The sequence below is a fragment of the Aeromicrobium choanae genome (assembly GCF_900167475.1).
Taxonomy (GTDB): Bacteria; Actinomycetota; Actinomycetes; order Propionibacteriales; family Nocardioidaceae; genus Aeromicrobium; species Aeromicrobium choanae.
In genome coordinates this window covers 2,366,929-2,383,502 of the sequence record NZ_LT796768.1, presented here as the reverse complement: position 1 = coordinate 2,383,502, position 16,574 = coordinate 2,366,929, and the positions used below count along the sequence as shown (strand labels likewise).

Here is a 16,574-nt window from a genome sequence, read left to right as displayed (position 1 = left end):
CGATCCTGCGCCGCACACCCCTAGACTTGCGGGCATGGTGGACGCCCGGCGCGAAGAGGAGTTCACCGTCGACGTGCTCGCCGAGCGGGCCTCGATGACGGTGCGCAACGTGCGCGCCTACTCCACGCGCGGGCTGATCGATCCGCCGCGGCTCGAGGGCCGCACCGGGTACTACACCCAGAAGCACCTCCAGCGCCTCATCCTCATCCGCACGCTGCTGGGCCGCGGCTTCACCCTCGCGGCCATCGAGGACGCGATCCTGAAGTCCCCGTCCACCGCCTCGAACGTCGCCCTGGACCTGCTCAACATCTTCGAGGTCGACGACGCGCAGGACCCCACCGAGATCATCAGCCGCGCCGAGCTGGCCTCGCTCTCGGGGCTGGGTCCCGACCACAAGCTGATCGACCAGATGATCGAGCTGGGTCTGCTCGAGCACGTCGACGACGACTCGGTGCGGATGCTCGAGCCGAGTGTCGTGCGCCCCGGTGCGGCGTCCGTCGCCATCGGGCTCAACCCCGACAGCGTGGTCGACATCGTGCCGCACATGCGCGAGCACCTCGAGCAGATCTCCGACCGGTTCGTCCACCACGTCAGCCGCGACGTCGCCCAGCCCTTCCTCGACGCGGGGCTGCCGCAGGAGGAGTGGCCGGCCGTCTTCGAGAAGATCGACCAGCTGATCCCGATCGCCAGCCAGGTCGTGGTGGCGATGTTCCGCAGCGTGCTGCGCGAGGCGATCGAGGTCGAGATCGGCCACAAGCTGGAGGAGCTGGCCGCCGAGGGCGACCAGCCGTCCGCCTGACCCGCCCTACTGGGCGCTGAGCGCCGTGGACTCGCCCTTGCTGAGCAGCTCGATCCACGTCCTGCCGCGGGGCAGCTTCATCGGCTGGCCGTCGCGGGTCGTCAGCACGATCGTGGAGGCGTTGTTCGCCTTCTTCCACTTCGCGTTCACCCGGGTGCCGCCGATGAAGACCACGGCCTTGCCGCCGCCCTGGAAGGTCGTCTCGGGCACGGGGTTGCCGGCCGGGTCGGTGTAGCCGGCGTCCTTCTCGTCGGCCCAGAGCACGACGAGGTTCTTCGCGCCGAACTCCTTGTCGCTCGTGCCGTTCGTGCGCTTCCAGGCCTTGCCGTTGAACTTCCACGACGTGGTGTGGCTGCCCGAGAACTTCACGGTCGCGGCCGTGACCTGCGGGCCCTTCGGCGCCGTGGCGCCCGCGCCGGCCCACTGGAAGTAGGAGCGCTCGGGCTGCTTGTTCTTGACGTCCTTGGCGAGCGTGCCGAGGTCGACGACCACGTTGTACGGCGCGTACCCGGAGTCGCGCGACATCCCGGCGGAGCCGGCGTCCTGGGAGTGGATCGGGATGCCCGCGTCCTTGATGCGCGAGATCGTCTTCCCCGCGCCGCCGGAGGCGACGATCTGCCCGCGGACCGGCTTGGCGATGCCGATGTCGGTGGCGCGCATCGAGCGCACGTGGCCCACGGTCGACGGGGTCGCCGTGTAGTAGAGGGCGGCGAGTCGGGTGATGCCGCCCTCCACCGTCTGCTCGACGACGAGGTCGGCCCGGTCGATGTTCGTCTGGGGAGCGGAGGCCGGGGTGTTGTCGACCTTGACCACGAACACGGGGTTCGCGGGCGCCTTCTTCAGCGTCGCGCCGGTCAGCGGGTTGATCGCCGTGATCTTCGCCGCCGTCGTCCTGGCCGGCTCCTTGGGGTCGGGTGCCTGCTTCTCCTCCCCGTCCGAGCACGCGCCCAGGGTCAGCACGAGGGCACAGGTCACCGACAGCATCCGCAACTTCATGCCCTCAAGCATGCCTGAGGGGCGATGACGTCCTTCCCCCGGCTCGCCGGTTTTCCGGGCCTGATCGCCGTCGCAGCGCCGCTGTCGGACTCGGGTGCCACGATGGGTTCCATGTCCTTCGGCCCCGCGACCGCCACGTGGTTCGACGAGTCCTTCACCGCGCCCACGTCCGCCCAGACCGGTGCGTGGGACGCGATCGAGAAGGGCCGCCACACCCTCGTGGTCGCTCCCACCGGATCGGGCAAGACCCTCGCGGCGTTCCTGTCGGCCATCGACGGCCTGCTGCACCGCGATCCCACGGTCGAGACGCAGGGCACCTCCGTGCTGTACATCTCGCCGCTCAAGGCGCTGGCCGTCGACGTCGAGCGCAACCTGCGCTCGCCCCTCGTCGGCATCTCCGGGGTGGCGGCGCGGCTGGGCCAGGAGCTGGCCCCGGTGTCGGTCGGCGTGCGCACCGGCGACACGCCGCCGGCCGAACGACGCCGGCTGCAGTCCCACCCGCCCGACGTGCTCATCACCACGCCCGAGTCCCTCTTCCTGATCCTCACGTCGGCCTCGCGCGCCATGCTGCGCGGTGTCCACACGGTGATCGTCGACGAGGTCCACGCCGTCGCGGGCACCAAGCGTGGCGCGCACCTGGCGGTCTCGCTGGAGCGGCTCGACGACCTGCTCGACTCCCCCGCCCAGCGGATCGGCCTCTCGGCCACCGTCAGCCCGCACGACGAGGTGGCCCGGTTCCTCGGTGGCCGCGCCCCGGTCGAGGTCGTCGCTCCCGACGCCCCCTCACGGCTCGAGCTGTCGGTGCGGGTTCCCGTGGAGGACCTCACCGAGATGCCGCCCCGCCACGAGGGGCCTCGCGAGGGCAGCGCCGCGCGAGGGCTCGACGAGTCACGGCCCCAGGAGGCCGGCGGCACGATCTGGCCCCACGTCGAGGAGGCGATCGTCGACGCGATCCAGCAGGCGCGCACCACGATCGTCTTCGCCAACAGCCGCGGGGTGGCCGAGCGGCTCACCCAGCGCCTGAACGAGGTCTGGGTCGAGCGCGAGACGGGCTACCGGCCCGAGCCGGCAAGCCGCCAGCCCGCGCACATGGGCGGGCTCTCCGGGGTGTCCACCGGCGCCGAGCCCGTGCTCGCGCGCGCCCATCACGGCTCCGTCAGCAAGGAGCAGCGGGCGATCATCGAGGACGACCTGAAGTCCGGTCGCCTGCGGTGCGTCGTGGCCACCTCCAGCCTCGAGCTCGGCATCGACATGGGCGCGGTCGACCTCGTCATCCAGGTCTCCGCGCCGCCATCGGTCGCCTCGGGGCTGCAGCGCGTGGGTCGCGCCGGCCACCAGGTCGGCGAGGTCTCGCGCGGGCTGGTGTTCCCCACCGGCCGCCACGACCTGCTGTCCACCACGGTCACCGTCGAGCGCATGCTGGCGGGGCGCATCGAACGGCTCGCGGTGCCCGCGAACCCGCTCGACATCCTCGCCCAGCAGACCATCGCCGCGTGCGCCCTCGAGCCGATCGACGTCGAGGCGTGGTTCGAGACCCTGCGGCGGTCGGCGCCGTTCGCCACCCTTCCCCACGCGGCGTACGAGGCCACGCTCGACCTCGTCGCGGGGCGCTACCCCTCCGACGAGTTCGCCGAGCTGCGCCCCCGGGCGGTCTGGGACCGCCAGGCCGGCACGCTCACGGGCCGCCCCGGGGCCCAGCGGCTGGCCGTCACCAGCGGCGGCACGATCCCCGACCGCGGCATGTTCTCGGTGGTCCTGGCCGGCGAGGAGGGCACCGCAGGCCGCCGCGTCGGCGAGCTCGACGAGGAGATGGTCTACGAGTCGCGGATCAACGACGTCATCGCCCTCGGCGCCACCAGCTGGCGCATCCTGGAGATCACGTCCGACCGGGTCATCGTGGTGCCGGCCTTCGGCCAGCCCGCCCGGCTGCCGTTCTGGCGCGGCGACGCGATGGGGCGCCCCTACGAGCTGGGCGAGGCGATGGGCGCGTTCCTGCGCGAGCTGAGCGCCCTCTCCCCCGCCAAGCAGCGGGCCCGGGTCGAGCAGGTGGGCCTCGACGCCAACGCCGTCGGCAACCTGGCAGCGCTCGTGAAGGACCAGTACGAGGCCACCCGCCAGCTGCCGACCGACACCACGCTCGTGGTCGAGCGCTTCCGCGACGAGGTCGGCGACTGGCGGCTCGTCCTGCTCTCGCCGTACGGGCGCGCCGTGCACGCCCCGTGGGCGCTGCTGGTGGGCCGGCGGATCGAGCAGCGTTTCGGTGTCGACGGTGCCGTCGTGGCGTCCGACGACGGCATCGTGGTGCGGGTCCCCGACGTCACCGGCGAGCCGCCGGGTGCCGACCTGTTCGACCTCGAGGACCCCGAGGACCTCGAGCCCCAGATCACCGAGCTGGTCGGCGGCTCGGCCCTGTTCGCCGCGCGCTTCCGCGAGTGTGCCGCGCGCGCCCTGCTGCTCCCTCGGCGCAACCCCGGAACCCGGGCACCCCTGTGGCAGCAGCGCCGCCGCGCCGCGATGCTGCTCGACGTCGCCCGCAAGTACCCCGACTTCCCGATCCTGCTCGAGACCGCGCGCGAGGTCCTGCAGGACGTGTACGACCTGCCGGCGCTCGTCACGCTCGCCCGCCGGCTCCGCTCGCGCGAGGTCGCCCTCGTCGAGGTCGGCACCGACAACGCCTCGCCGTTCGCCCAGCGCCTGCTGTTCGGCTACGTCGGCGCCTTCCTCTACGACGGTGACCTGCCCCTGGCCGAGCGCCGCGCCGCCGCGCTCACGCTCGACCCCGAGTTGCTGGGCCAGCTGCTGGGCCGGGCCGACCTGCGCGAGCTGCTCGATCCCGAGGTCGTCGCCCTGACCGAGGCCGAGCTCCAGCGACTCGTGCCCGAGCGGCAGGCCAAGGACATCGAGGGTGTGTCCGACCTGCTGCGGCTGCTCGGCCCGCTGTCGGTCGAGGAGGTCGCCGAGCGCACCCGCGAGGACGCACGGCTGGAGGCGGGCGCCTGGCTGAAGGAGCTGCGCGAGTCCCGCCGCGCCATCGAGGTCCAGGTCGGCGGCCAGGCCCGGTGGGCGGCCATCGAGGATGCCGGTCGTCTGCGCGAGGCGCTGGGCACCGCGCTCCCGCTCGGCGTCGCCGACGCGCACCTGGCCACGGGGAACGACCCCCTCGGCGAGCTCGTCGCCCGCTACGCCCGCACGCACGGCCCCTTCACCGGAGAGGACGTCTCGCGGCGTCTCGCGCTCGGTCCCGCGGTGGTGCGCGACGCGCTGCAGCGCCTGAGCGAGGCGGGCCGCGTCACCCGCGGCGAGTTCCTGCCGGTGGCCTCGGGAGAGGCCGAGTGGGTCGACTCCGAGGTGCTGCGCCGACTGCGCAACCGCTCGCTCGCGGCGGCGCGCAAGCAGGTCGAGCCGGTCGACTCCGCGGCATTCGCCCGCTTCCTGCCCGCGTGGCAGCACGTCGGGTCGCGACTGCGCGGCGTCGACGGCGTCCTCACCGTCGTCGACCAGCTGACCGGGGCCGCCCTGCCCGCCAGCGCGTGGGAGAGCCTCGTGCTGCCTGCCCGGGTGACCGACTACTCCCCGGCGATGCTCGACGAGCTCACCACGGCGGGCGAGATCACGTGGACGGGCGCCGGCACCCTCCCCGGCCGCGATGGCTGGATCCGCCTGCTGCCCGGGGACACCCCGGCCCTCACCACCGGCGACCTCGTCGACGCCGGCTCCGACACCGCCGCCGGTCGCCTGCTCGAGGTGCTGGGCGACTCGGGCGCGTGGCTCTTCGGCGAGCTGGCGTCCCGCGTCGAGGACACCGAGCGCGAGGGCCTCGTCGAGGGGCTCTGGGAGCTGGTCTGGAGCGGCCAGGTCAGCAACGACACCTTCGCGCCCGTGCGCAGCCTCGTGGCCGGCGGTGGCACCCACCGCACCCGGCGCCAGGCGCCGCGGGCCCGGATGGTCGGCGGGCGGATGCGGGCCCCGCGCGCGATCGTCCCGCCGATCGCCTCGGGCCGCTGGTTCTCCGTCCCGCTGGGCGGCCAGACCACGGCCGAGATGGTCGCCCGCGCCGAGACCCTCCTGAACCGCTACGGCGTCGTCACCCGCGGATCGGTCCAGGCCGAGCAGACCCCCGGGGGCTTCGCGGCCGCCTATCGCGTGCTGCGTGAGATGGAGCAGAACGGCACGGCCCTGCGCGGCTACTTCGTCGACTCACTCGGCGCGGCCCAGTTCGCCGCACCCGGCGTCGTGGATCGGCTGCGGTCCTTCGTGCGCGACTCCGACGAGCCGGCCGAGGCGCCCGCCGTCACCCTCGCGGCCACCGATCCGGCGAACCCGTTCGGGGCCGCCCTCCCGTGGCCCGACCGCGGCTCCGAAGGCCATCGCCCCGCCCGCAAGGCCGGATCGCTCGTGGTGGTTCACGACGGCCGAGCCGCGATCTACCTCGAGCGCGGCGGCAAGTCGGCGCTCACCTTCACCGACGACCCGATCGCGCTCGCGGCCGCCGCCGCCTCGCTCGTACAGACCGTGCGGCGTGGACGCCTCGGCCGGGTCACGGTGCAGACGGCCGACGGTGAGCCCGTCGCCTCCACCCCGCTGGGCGAGGCGCTCGCCGCCGCGGGCTTCGAGGCCCACCTGAAGGGGCTGCGGCTCGATGCCTGAGGGCGACACCGTCTGGCGGGCCGCCCACCACCTGCACGAGGCGCTGGCGGGCTCGGTGCTCACCGCCACCGAGTTCCGGGTGCCGCGCTACGCCACCACCGACCTGTCCGGCGAGGTGCTGCGCGAGGTCGTGCCGCGCGGCAAGCACCTGCTGATGCGCACCGACGCGTGGACGATCCACTCCCACCTCAAGATGGAGGGCTCCTGGCACCTCTACCGCCCGGCCACGGTGCGACGCGGTGGACGAGGGCTGCGGCGGCCGGCCCACACGGTGCGGGCGATCGTCAGCACCGACGCGTGGGTGGCCGTCGGCTTCAGCCTCGGCATCGTCGAGGTGCTGCGGCGCGAGGACGAGGACACGGTGGTGGGCCACCTTGGGCCCGACGTCCTCGATCCGGACTTCGACCGGGGCCTCGCCCTCGCGAACCTGGCGCGCGATCCCGCGGCGCCGATCTTCGTGGCACTGCACGACCAGCGGAACCTCGCCGGGTTCGGCAACGAGTTCGTGAACGAGATGCTGTTCCTGTCGGCGGTCGAGCCCCACACGCCGGTCGGCGAGGCCGATCTCGGCCGCATCGTCGACCGCGGCGTGAAGCTGATCCGGCTCAACCGCGATCGCATCGAGCGCTCGTTCACCGGTAGCCTGCGCGCCGGCGAGCTGCACTGGGTCTTCGGCCGCACCGACCGGCCGTGCCTGCGCTGCGGCACCACCGTCCGCGAGGACGCCCTGGGGCGCGTCGCCACCCAGCAGCGCCGCGTCTACTGGTGCCCGAACTGCCAGCGCGACACGCGCGTCTGAACGATCACCGCCGGGGAATGCACGAGGGCCCCGCGGATCGCTCCACGGGGCCCTCGTCGATCGATGGTGCGGCTCAGGCGCCGACCTCGATGTGGCTGAAGCCCTTGACGGTGATGCCGGCTTCCTCGGCGACCGCCTTGACGGTCTTCTTGTTGTCGGTGACGCTCGACTGCTCGAGCAGCACGTTCTCCTTGAAGAAGCCGTTGACACGACCCTCGACGATCCGGGGCAGGGCCTGCTCGGGCTTGCCCTCCTCCTTGGCCGTGGCCTCGGCGATCTCGCGCTCCTTGGAGACGATGTCGGCGGGCACGTCCTCGCGGGTCAGCCAGCGCGGGCGCATGGCAGCGATCTGCATCGCGACCGAACGCGCGGCGTCCAGGTTGTCGCCCTCGTACTCGACGAGCACGCCGACGGCCGGCGGCAGGTCGCTGGCACGACGGTGCATGTAGGTGGCGACCTGACCCGAGCGGGCGCTCACGCGACCGAGCTCGAGCTTCTCGCCGATGACCGCGGCGAGCGCGCTGATCGTCTCGGCGACGGTCTTGCCGTCGTCGAGCTGGACCTTCGCGAACTCCTCGGCGTCGGCCGGCTTGGCGGCGTCGGCCGCGACGGCGAGACGCTCGGCGAGCGCGATGAACTGGTCGTTCTTCGCGACGAAGTCGGTCTCGGAGTTGAGCTCGACCAGGGCGGAGCCGGCGTTGGCGACCAGGCCCGAGGAGGCCTCGCGCTCAGCGCCGCGCTTGGCGGCCTTGGCCGCGCCCGAGATCCGCAGGACCTCGACGGCCTTGTCGAAATCGCCATCGGCCTCGGTGAGGGCCTTCTTGGCGTCCATCATGCCCGCGCCCGTGGCGTCGCGGAGCTTCTTCACATCGGCAGCAGTGATTGCCATGTTCAACCTCGGTTCTGGTGGGGCCGGCCCGACGGATCGCGTCGGGCCGGCCAGTGGTCAGAGTGGCTCAGGACTCGGTGGGAGTCTCGGCCGGGGCCTCGGCGGCAGGCGCCTCAGCGGACTCGGCAGCGGGAGCCTCGGCAGCGGGGGCCTCAGCGGACTCGGCAGCCGGGGCCTCGGCGGCAGGCGCCTCAGCGGACTCGGCAGCGGGAGCCTCGGCGGCAGGCGCCTCAGCGGACTCGGCAGCCGGGGCCTCGGCGGCGGGGGTCTCGGCGGACTCCGCAGCCTTCGACGCGAGCAGCTCCTTCTCCCAGTCGGCCATGGGCTCCTCGGCGCCGAGCTCCTGGCCCGGGGCCTCCTCGCCCGTCTTGGCGCCACCGCGCGACATGAGGCCGTCGGCGACGGCGTCGGCGATGACGCGCGTCAGCAGGCCCACCGAGCGGATCGCGTCGTCGTTGCCCGGGATCGGGTAGTCGACGTCGTCGGGATCGCAGTTGGTGTCCAGGATCGCGACGATCGGGATGTTGAGCTTCTTGGCCTCGTCGACCGCGAGGTGCTCCTTCTTCGTGTCGACGATCCACACGGCGTTGGGCACGCGGCCCATGTCGCGGATGCCGCCGAGGGTGCGGTTGAGCTTGGTGTACTCGCGACGCATCTGAAGGAGTTCCTTCTTCGTGCGGTTGGAGCCCGCGACGTCGTCGAAGTCGATCTCCTCGAGCTCCTTCATGCGCTGGAGGCGAGCGGACATCGTGGTGTAGTTCGTGAGCATGCCGCCGAGCCAACGCTGGTTGACGTAGGGCATGCCGACGCGCTTGGCCTGCTCCTCGACGGGCTCCTGCGCCTGGCGCTTGGTGCCGACGAACAGGATCGAGCCACCGCGGGCGACGGTGCTCTTGACGAACTCGTACGCCGAGTCGATGTAGGACAGCGACTGCTGCAGGTCGATGATGTAGATGCCGTTGCGCTCGGTCATGATGAAGCGCTTCATCTTCGGGTTCCAACGACGGGTCTGGTGCCCGAAGTGCACGCCGCTCTCGAGCAGCTGACGCATGGTGACGACGGCCATGGCCGTACTTCCTTTCAAACCAAGTTGACGCACCGCCGGCGGCGATGCCCTGGTGTCCGACGCGGGCCACCCATCGAGGATGGGACCTGGATCGCGCCCCGTTCGGTGCAACACGTCACGGGAGAGGACACGCGAATTTCCGCCCAGAGGACGGATGTGCCCAGTCTAGTGCACCGGCACGCGCCGGAGGAAATCGGTGCCACGGTGGGCTGAACCGCCGGTGTCCACAGGCCCGCACGCGGTCGGATCACCGGTCCACAGGGTCCCGCCAGGCGGTTCCGCCCGCGGCACCGGATCGCTTGGCTCGGGGCATGCTTCGTGCCCTGCTCGTGACGATCCTGCTCGCCTCCTCCGTCGCGCCCGCCGCGGCCGCCCCGTGGACCTGGCCGATCGGCGAGCACCGGATCGACCGTCCGTTCGACCCGCCCGACTCCGAGTACGGAGCCGGCCACCGCGGGGTCGACATCCCGGGCCGGGCGGGCCAGACCGTCCGCGCCGTCGCGGTCGGGCGGGTCACGTTCGCGGGGCGCGTCGCGGGCGTCTGGACGATCACGATCGAGCACGGCGGCGAGCGCTCGACCTACCAACCCGTCTCCCCCGCCGTCCGGGTCGGCGACGCCGTGACCGCCGGACAGCCGATCGGGCGGCTCCTCGGCGGCCACCCCTCGTGCCGCCGGACCTGCCTGAACCTCGGCCGGCTGCGCGGCGACGAGTACCTCGACCCGGCCGACCTGCTCGCCACCGCGGGCTCGTACCGGCTGATCGACCCGGATGGATCGCCGCCGGAGCCACCCGGAGCCGGCACCGGAGACCTTCCCCTCGACGGACCCGTGACCTCGGCGTTCGGGATGCGGGTGCACCCGGTCACCGGTGCGCGCAAGCTCCACGACGGCGTGGACATCGGTGCCGCGTGCGGGACCCCCGTCCCCGCCGCGGGGGCCGGCCGGGTCGGCCGGGCGGAGCCCAGCGGCGCCTACGGCCTGCAGGTCCAGGTCGAGCACGGCGGTGGAATCGCCACGTCCTACGCCCACCTGGGCTCGGTCGCGGTGCACCGCGGCCAGCAGGTGGTCGCCGGCGACGTCGTGGGCCGTGTCGGGTCGACCGGGTTCTCCACGGGGTGCCACCTGCACTTCATGCGGCTCGTCGACGGGCACCCGGTCGATCCGCTCGGCGAGCGGTGACGGCGTCAGGCGCGCGGGTGCGCCTGGGTGAAGGCGGCGCGCAGGCGGTCGGCGCTGACGTGCGTGTAGATCTGAGTGGTGCCGAGCGAGGCGTGGCCCAGCAGCTCCTGCACGGACCTCAGGTCGGCCCCGCCCTCGAGCAGGTGTGTGGCGGCGGTGTGGCGCAGGCCGTGCGGTCCGACGTCCGGGGCGTCCGGCACGGCGGCGACGCGCTCGTGCACGATGCGGCGGACGACACGCGCGTCGACGCGGCCGCCTCGGGCGCCCAGGAACAGGGCGGGCCCGCTGTCGGCCACCGCGACCGCGGGCCGTCCTCGTTCGAGCCACGCCGTCACGGCCTCCTGGGCCGGCACGCCGTACGGAACCATCCGCTCCTTCGAGCCCTTGCCCATGACCCGGAGCACCCGACGGGAGGCGTCCAGGTCGTCCACGTCGGCGCCGACCAGCTCACCCACGCGGACTCCCGTCGCCCACAGCAGCTCGATCACCGCGAGGTCACGCAGGCCCAGAGGGCTGTCGTCCTCGATCGACGCGACGATCGCGTCGATCACGCCGCGCATGTCGGCCTGGCTCAGCGCCGGTGGCAGGGTGCGGTGCGCCTTCGGGGCCGCCAGCAGCGCCCCGGCGTCCGTCGGCGCACGGCCGGTGCGCTCCAGCCAGGCGGTGAAGACGCGCGCCGCCGTCGAGCGGCGCGCCATCGTCGTGCGTGCCCGCCCTCGCGTCTGCAGGTTCGCCAGCCAGCTGCGCAGCGTGCGGATCGTGAGATCGGCGGGGTCCTCCACGTGCAGCAGGGTCGCGTGCTCGGCCAGGCTGCCGAGGTCGGTCAGGTAGGCACGGACCGTGTGGTCCGAGAGGTCCCGCTCCTGGCACAGGTGACGCTCGTAGTCGGCCAGCGTGCGGGCCCACGCCTCGGAGGAGTCAGTCACGCGTCCCACTCTCGCACCGGCGATCGATGAATCGCGGGAGGCCGTCAGGCCGGGTCGAGCCGGACCTCGGTGGCCTTGATGCTCATCCAGACGTCACGCCCCGGCTCGAGCTCCAGCTCGGCGGCTGCCGCGGTGGTCACGTCGGCGAGCCACCCCGAGATCTCCAGGCGGCAGGTCGTCCCGCGGACCTCGATCCCGGTGACCACCCCGGGCAGGACGTTGCGCGGGCTCCCGCCCGGCCGCTCGCGATGGACCGCCACGGCGCTGGGAGCGAAGGTGGCCGTCGCGGCCGAGCCCAAGTCCATCGCGCCCCGCGCGGTGCCCGCGAGCTCACGTCCGTCGGGGCTGCGCAGGTGGTCGGGTCCGGTGACCACGCCCTCCACGAGGTTCACCCCCGCGAGGGCGGCACCGAACGCGCTGCGCGGGTGCGTGAGCACGTCACGCGCGGTGCCCTCGTGGACCACACGTCCGGCCTCCACGATCACCGCACGGTCGGCCAGCGTCATCGCGTCGAGGGGGTCGTGGGTCACGAGCACGGTCGTGGTCTCGGCCAGCACCCGGCGCAGGAGGCGTCGCACCTCCGGGACGGCCTCGACGTCCAGCGACGCCAGCGGCTCGTCCAGCAGCACGACGTCGGGTTCCGTCGCGAGGGCTCGGGCGATCGCCACCCGCTGGGCCTGCCCGCCCGACAGCTCGCGCGGACGGCGGTCCGCCAGCGCCGATGCCCCCACCCAGTCCAGCCAGTGTTCGGCGAGGTCGGCGTCCTTGCGACCGGCGCTCCGCGGCCCGAACGCGACGTTCTCACGCACCGTCAGGTGCGGGAACAGCCGCGGTTGCTGGCCCAGCAGCGCCACGGACCGGCGATGGGGCGGCACCCATTGCCCCTCCCCCGCCAGGACCCGGTCGCCCACGCGGACGTGCGCCTCGGCCGGCCGCAGGAGGCCGGCGACGGTGGCCAGCACCGTCGACTTCCCGGCCCCGTTCGGCCCCATCAGCGCCACGGTCTCGCCCGCGGCCAGATCGAGCCGCACGTCGACTCCGCGGGCTGGATCGCGGACCCAGGCCGCGAGGCTCACCACGGCGACCTCCCCGGACGGTGCACGACCGCGATGACGACGACGGCCACCGCCACCAGCAGGAACGCCAGGGCCGCGGCCGCATCGGGGTCGACCTCGCGCTGCAGGTAGATCTCGGTCGGCAGCGCGCGGGTCACCCCCTGCAGGCTGCCGGCGAACGTCACCGTGGCACCGAACTCTCCGAGCGCCCGCGCGAAGGACAGCACCGTGCCGGCGACGAGCCCAGGCGCCGCGAGGGGCAGCGTCACACGGCTCAGGACCCTGCCGGGCGCCGCGCCGAGCGTGGCGGCCACGTCCGCATACCCCGGGTCGGCGGCACGCAGGGCGCCCTCGAGGGTGATGACGAGGAACGGCAGCGACACGAACGTCTGCGCCAGCACCACGGCCACCGTGGTGAACGCGATCTCGATGCCGAGGGTCTCGAGGTGCTCGCCGAGCCAGCCGCGCCGCCCGAACGTGGCCAGCAGCGCGATGCCGCCGACCACGGGAGGCAGCACCAGCGGCACCAGGACGACCGCGCGCACGACCGACGTCCAGCGACCCGAGGAGCGGGCGAGCAGCAGCGACAGCGGCACGCCGAGCACGAGGCACAGCACCGTGCTGGCGGTCGCGGTCCGCAGGCTCAGGCCGAGCGCCGCCCGGGAGGACTCGCTCGTCACGAGCCCGAGGAAGTCGCCCCACTCCACGCGCAGCACCAGTCCGGCCAGCGGCAGCGCCAGCAGCGCGAGCCCGACGAGCGCGGGGATCGCGATCCAGCGCGGGACGTCGGACCGGCCCGTCATGGTGTGCCGAAGCCGGCGGCCACGAGGATCTCGCGTCCCGCCCCGCTCGTGACGAACCGGACGAACGCCCCTGCCGGCTCGCCGTCGTCCAGGGCCACGACCGGGTACCGATTGACCACCTCGCCCGCCCGCGCCGCGTCGACGCCTCGCACGGTGTCGCCCGCGCCGATCACGTCGGTGCGGTAGACGACTCCCGCGTCGGCCTCCCCGCTGGTCACCTTCCCCAGCACGTCGGTCACCGACTGCTCCTCGCTGACCGGCTCCACGTCCAGCGCGTTCTTGGCCAGCAGGGTGCGGGTGGCTGCGCCGCACGGCACCTGAGGAGCGCACAGGACCACCTTCAGCGCAGGGTCGGCGAGGTCGGCCAGGTCCCGCACGCGATCGGGCGCGTCGGCGGGCGTCGCGATCTGCAGCGTGTTCGTCGCGAAGACCTCGGGGGCCAGCGCGGCATCGGACGCACCGGTCACCCGCGCCATGGTCTGCTCGTCCGCCGCGGCGAACACGTCGGCCGGCGCACCCTCGGCGATCTGGGCGGCGAGGTCGGACGAGCCACCGAACGAGAGCCGGACCTCCACGCCTTCGTGCTCGGCCTCGAAGCGCTCCGCGAGCTCGGTGAACGTGGACGTCAGCGAGGCCGCAGCGAACACCGTCAGCGTGCGCTGCTCGACCTGGTCACCGTCGCTCCCGCCGCAGCCGGCGACCGTCAGCAGGGCGACCAGGGCGAGCGCCGCGACGCCGGCACGCCTCACGGCTGCTCCTTGGCGATCTCGATCGCGACGTTCGTGGCCTTGACCACCGCCACCGCGACGACACCCGGCTCGAGGCCGAGCTCGCGGACCGACTCCGTGCTGATGAGCGACACGACCCGGTGCGCGCCGCACTGCAGCTCGACCTGGGACATGACGCGATCGCTGAGCACCTCGGTCACGATGCCGACGAACCGGTTCCGCGCCGAGCGGCCGACGGCGGTCGGGTCGGCCGCCGACCTGCCCTCGACCCGCACGTAGTCGGCCAGGCCCCGCCCGTCCACCACCGTGCGACCGGACCCGTCCTTGCCTGCGGCGAGCCGGCCGGACGCGATCAGGCGGCGTACGGTGTCGGTGCTGACTCCGAGGAAGTCAGCGGCGTCAGCAACACGCACTTGAGACATGAAACCAATGCTAGCGGCTCAGATGCGACTTCGTCAGGAGCAAGGATGAGCAGATCCGTCGAGGAACACGTCCACGAGGTGGCGGAGGCGATCCGGCGCGCCGCTCGCCGGCGCGCCCAGGACCCGCCGCTCCTGCGACCCGTGACCGAGGAGCTCACCGGCCGCCTCGCCACGCCCGCCGTCGCGCGCCTGGACGTGCCGGGGTTCGACAACAGTCAGATGGACGGCTTCGCGGTCCACGCCGCGGATCTCGCCCGCGCCGACATCGCGCCCGTGACGCTGCCCACCGTGGCGCACGTCGTCGCCGGGGACGCCCGGCCGCCCCGACTCGACCCGGGGTCCGTCGCGCCGATCATGACGGGCGCCCCGATCCCGCTCGGCGCCGACGCGGTCGTCCCCGTGGAGCGCACCGGGGCGGGCGAGTTCGGCCCGGTGGACGGAGGGACACTGGTCGAGTTCCGCGAGCCCGTCGAGCCAGGCACCTTCGTGCGCACCGTCGGCGCCGACGTCACCTCCGGCGCAGAGGTCCTGGAGGCCGGTGCGCCCCTCCACCCGGCCGCGATCGGCGCCCTCGTGGTGGCGGGCGTCGAGTCGGTCGAGGTCGCGCCGCCCCTGAGGCTGGCCGTCGTGGGCACCGGTGCCGAGCTGGTGAGCGGAGCGGTCCCCGACTCGAACTCCCGGGCGCTGGCCGCCCATGCCCGCGAGCTCGGGCTCCCCGTCACCACGCACCTCGTGCCCGACGATCCCGACCTGCTGCGCGACGTGCTGGCGCAGCTGGCCGCCGGCCACGACCTCATCGTGACGACGGGTGGGGTGAGCGCAGGAACCCGCGAGGTCGTCCGCCAGACCCTGGAGGGGACACCGGGCGCGTGGTTCGACCACGTCGCGGTGCAGCCCGGCGGACCGCAGGGCCTGGCCTCGGTGCGTCTCGGCGACCGCGAGGTCCCGGTCGTGTGCCTGCCCGGCAACCCGGTCAGCGTGCTCGTCTCGTTCGAGCTGTTCCTCCGAGCGCCACTCGCCCGCGCGGCAGGACGGGTGGCCCAGCGGCCCTCGGGATCGGCGCTCCTCGCGGAGCCGTTGGTCTCCCCCGCCGGCCGGCTGCAGGCGCGTCGCGGCACGCTGACGGCCGACGGCAGCGTCAGCCTGGTCGGTGCGGCCGGCTCGCACCTCGCGGTGTCCTACGCCCGGGCCGATGTCCTCGTCCTCGTGCCTGAGCACGTCACGGCACTCGAGGCCGGCGATACCGTGGAGTGGTGGAGGATCGCATGAGCACCGGCCCGAACGACGAGAAGGACCTGTCGCACTACCGTGCCGACGGCAGCGCGCACATGGTCGACGTGTCGGGGAAGGCGACCACGAGACGGCAGGCCACCGCCTCGGGCCTGCTGCGGACCCGGGCCGACGTCGTCGAGCGGATCATGACCGGTGACCTGCCCAAGGGCGAGGCGCTGGCGACCGCGCGGATCGCGGGGATCCTGGCCGCGAAGCAGACGCCCTTCCTCGTGCCGATGTGCCATCCGCTTTCCCTCGCGGCGATCACCGTCGACTTCCGTGCCCTCGACGACGCGGTGCGGATCGAGGCGACCGTGGCGACGACCGGTCCGACCGGAGTCGAGATGGAGGCGCTGACCGCGGTCAGCGTGGCCGCACTGACGCTGTTCGACATGGTGAAGGCGGTCGACCACACCGCGCGGATCGATGCCCTGCAGGTCGAGGCGAAGACCGGCGGGACCCACGACTGGACCCGCGATGAGTGAGGCGGACCGCCGCGCCCTGGGCGTCGTCGTCTGCTCCACGCGGGCGGCCGACGGAACTCGGGAGGACCTCACCGGACCTCGGATCGCGCAGTGGGGACGGGACCGCGGCTTCGAGGTGTCGGGCCCTCACGTCGTGCCCGACGGGCCGGAGGTGGCCGACATCCTGCGCCGGCTCGTCGACCAGGGCTGTGCGCTGGTCCTGACCACCGGAGGGACCGGGTTCACCGACGACGATCACACGCCCGAGGCGACCTCCGCGCTCATCGACCGTCCAGCCCCGGGCATCGCGGAGGCCCTGCGCGCCCGCGGACTGCGCACGACTCCGCACGCCGCGCTCTCACGCGGAGTGGCCGGGATCAGTGGGCGCACGCTCCTGGTGAACCTTCCCGGCTCCACCGGAGGGGTCCGCGAGGGCCTCGAGGTGCTCGGCGAGCTCGTCGATCACGCGCTGGACCAGCTCGGTCACGGCAGGCCGAGCGAGCGCCCGCTGCACACCTGACGGCGAC

The 16,574-nt window shown here is 73.3% G+C and carries 15 protein-coding genes; 7 read left to right on the top strand and 8 right to left on the bottom strand.

Annotation, left to right across the window (positions count from 1 at the left end):
• Positions 1-34: 34 nt before the first annotated feature.
• Positions 35-799 carry a MerR family transcriptional regulator gene (locus tag B5D60_RS11415; RefSeq protein ID WP_172806342.1) on the top strand — a complete coding sequence of 255 codons (765 nt, stop codon included), beginning with the start codon at positions 35-37 and terminating at the stop codon, positions 797-799.
• Between the two features lie 6 nt (positions 800-805).
• Here the strand turns inward: B5D60_RS11415 and B5D60_RS11410 are convergent, their stop codons facing one another.
• Entirely contained in the window at positions 806-1,795 is a 990-nt protein-coding gene (locus B5D60_RS11410) for a DUF3048 domain-containing protein (RefSeq protein ID WP_172806341.1), read from the bottom strand.
• Positions 1,796-1,897: 102 nt separating this feature from the next.
• Between B5D60_RS11410 and B5D60_RS11405 the strand changes: the two genes are divergently transcribed.
• Positions 1,898-6,442 carry an ATP-dependent helicase gene (locus B5D60_RS11405; protein WP_078701404.1) on the top strand — a complete coding sequence of 1,515 codons (4,545 nt, stop codon included), beginning with the start codon at positions 1,898-1,900 and terminating at the stop codon, positions 6,440-6,442.
• Complete coding sequence (locus B5D60_RS11400) at positions 6,435-7,241, top strand: DNA-formamidopyrimidine glycosylase family protein (RefSeq protein WP_078700273.1); 807 nt, start codon at positions 6,435-6,437, stop codon at positions 7,239-7,241. The genes B5D60_RS11405 and B5D60_RS11400 overlap by 8 nt, the downstream gene beginning before the upstream one ends.
• Before the next feature lie 73 nt (positions 7,242-7,314).
• Here B5D60_RS11400 and tsf read toward each other — a convergent pair whose 3' ends face one another.
• Both tsf and rpsB read right to left on the bottom strand, forming a co-directional pair.
• Positions 7,315-8,130 (bottom strand): translation elongation factor Ts, encoded by an 816-nt coding sequence (gene tsf / locus B5D60_RS11395; protein WP_078700272.1) that lies wholly within the window; start codon positions 8,128-8,130, stop codon positions 7,315-7,317.
• A 67-nt stretch (positions 8,131-8,197) separates the two neighbouring features.
• Positions 8,198-9,196: a 30S ribosomal protein S2 gene (gene rpsB, locus B5D60_RS11390; RefSeq protein ID WP_078700271.1), complete on the bottom strand. Its 999-nt coding sequence runs from the start codon at positions 9,194-9,196 to the stop codon at positions 8,198-8,200.
• Between the two features lie 311 nt (positions 9,197-9,507).
• Between rpsB and B5D60_RS11385 the strand changes: the two genes are divergently transcribed.
• Positions 9,508-10,377 carry a peptidoglycan DD-metalloendopeptidase family protein gene (locus tag B5D60_RS11385; protein WP_078700270.1) on the top strand — a complete coding sequence of 290 codons (870 nt, stop codon included), beginning with the start codon at positions 9,508-9,510 and terminating at the stop codon, positions 10,375-10,377.
• A gap of 5 nt (positions 10,378-10,382) precedes the next feature.
• Here the strand turns inward: B5D60_RS11385 and B5D60_RS11380 are convergent, their stop codons facing one another.
• The 5 genes from B5D60_RS11380 to B5D60_RS11360 are packed head-to-tail and all read right to left on the bottom strand — an operon-like array spanning position 10,383 to position 14,311.
• Complete coding sequence (locus B5D60_RS11380) at positions 10,383-11,303, bottom strand: tyrosine recombinase XerC (RefSeq protein ID WP_078700269.1); 921 nt, start codon at positions 11,301-11,303, stop codon at positions 10,383-10,385.
• A gap of 44 nt (positions 11,304-11,347) precedes the next feature.
• Positions 11,348-12,382: an ABC transporter ATP-binding protein gene (locus B5D60_RS11375; protein WP_231948719.1), complete on the bottom strand. Its 1,035-nt coding sequence runs from the start codon at positions 12,380-12,382 to the stop codon at positions 11,348-11,350.
• Positions 12,376-13,161, bottom strand: coding sequence for an ABC transporter permease (locus tag B5D60_RS11370; protein WP_078700268.1), 786 nt, complete (start codon positions 13,159-13,161; stop codon positions 12,376-12,378). Before B5D60_RS11370 ends, B5D60_RS11375 begins: the two co-directional genes overlap by 7 nt.
• Positions 13,158-13,910 (bottom strand): molybdate ABC transporter substrate-binding protein, encoded by a 753-nt coding sequence (gene modA / locus B5D60_RS11365; protein ID WP_078700267.1) that lies wholly within the window; start codon positions 13,908-13,910, stop codon positions 13,158-13,160. Before modA ends, B5D60_RS11370 begins: the two co-directional genes overlap by 4 nt.
• Positions 13,907-14,311 (bottom strand): TOBE domain-containing protein, encoded by a 405-nt coding sequence (locus tag B5D60_RS11360; RefSeq protein ID WP_078700266.1) that lies wholly within the window; start codon positions 14,309-14,311, stop codon positions 13,907-13,909. Before B5D60_RS11360 ends, modA begins: the two co-directional genes overlap by 4 nt.
• A gap of 45 nt (positions 14,312-14,356) precedes the next feature.
• Here B5D60_RS11360 and B5D60_RS11355 point away from each other — a divergent pair, with 45 nt between their 5' ends.
• Genes B5D60_RS11355 through B5D60_RS11345 form a run of 3 tightly spaced genes read left to right on the top strand, consistent with a single transcriptional unit; the run spans position 14,357 to position 16,567 of the window.
• On the top strand, positions 14,357-15,580 hold the full coding sequence (locus B5D60_RS11355) for a molybdopterin molybdotransferase MoeA (protein WP_078700265.1): 1,224 nt from the start codon (positions 14,357-14,359) through the stop codon (positions 15,578-15,580).
• The gene (gene moaC, locus B5D60_RS11350) at positions 15,577-16,068 is read left to right on the top strand and encodes a cyclic pyranopterin monophosphate synthase MoaC (RefSeq protein ID WP_078700264.1); all 492 of its coding nucleotides are present in this window, start codon (positions 15,577-15,579) and stop codon (positions 16,066-16,068) included. The genes B5D60_RS11355 and moaC overlap by 4 nt, the downstream gene beginning before the upstream one ends.
• Complete coding sequence (locus B5D60_RS11345) at positions 16,061-16,567, top strand: MogA/MoaB family molybdenum cofactor biosynthesis protein (protein WP_078700263.1); 507 nt, start codon at positions 16,061-16,063, stop codon at positions 16,565-16,567. The genes moaC and B5D60_RS11345 overlap by 8 nt, the downstream gene beginning before the upstream one ends.
• Positions 16,568-16,574: the final 7 nt, after the last annotated feature.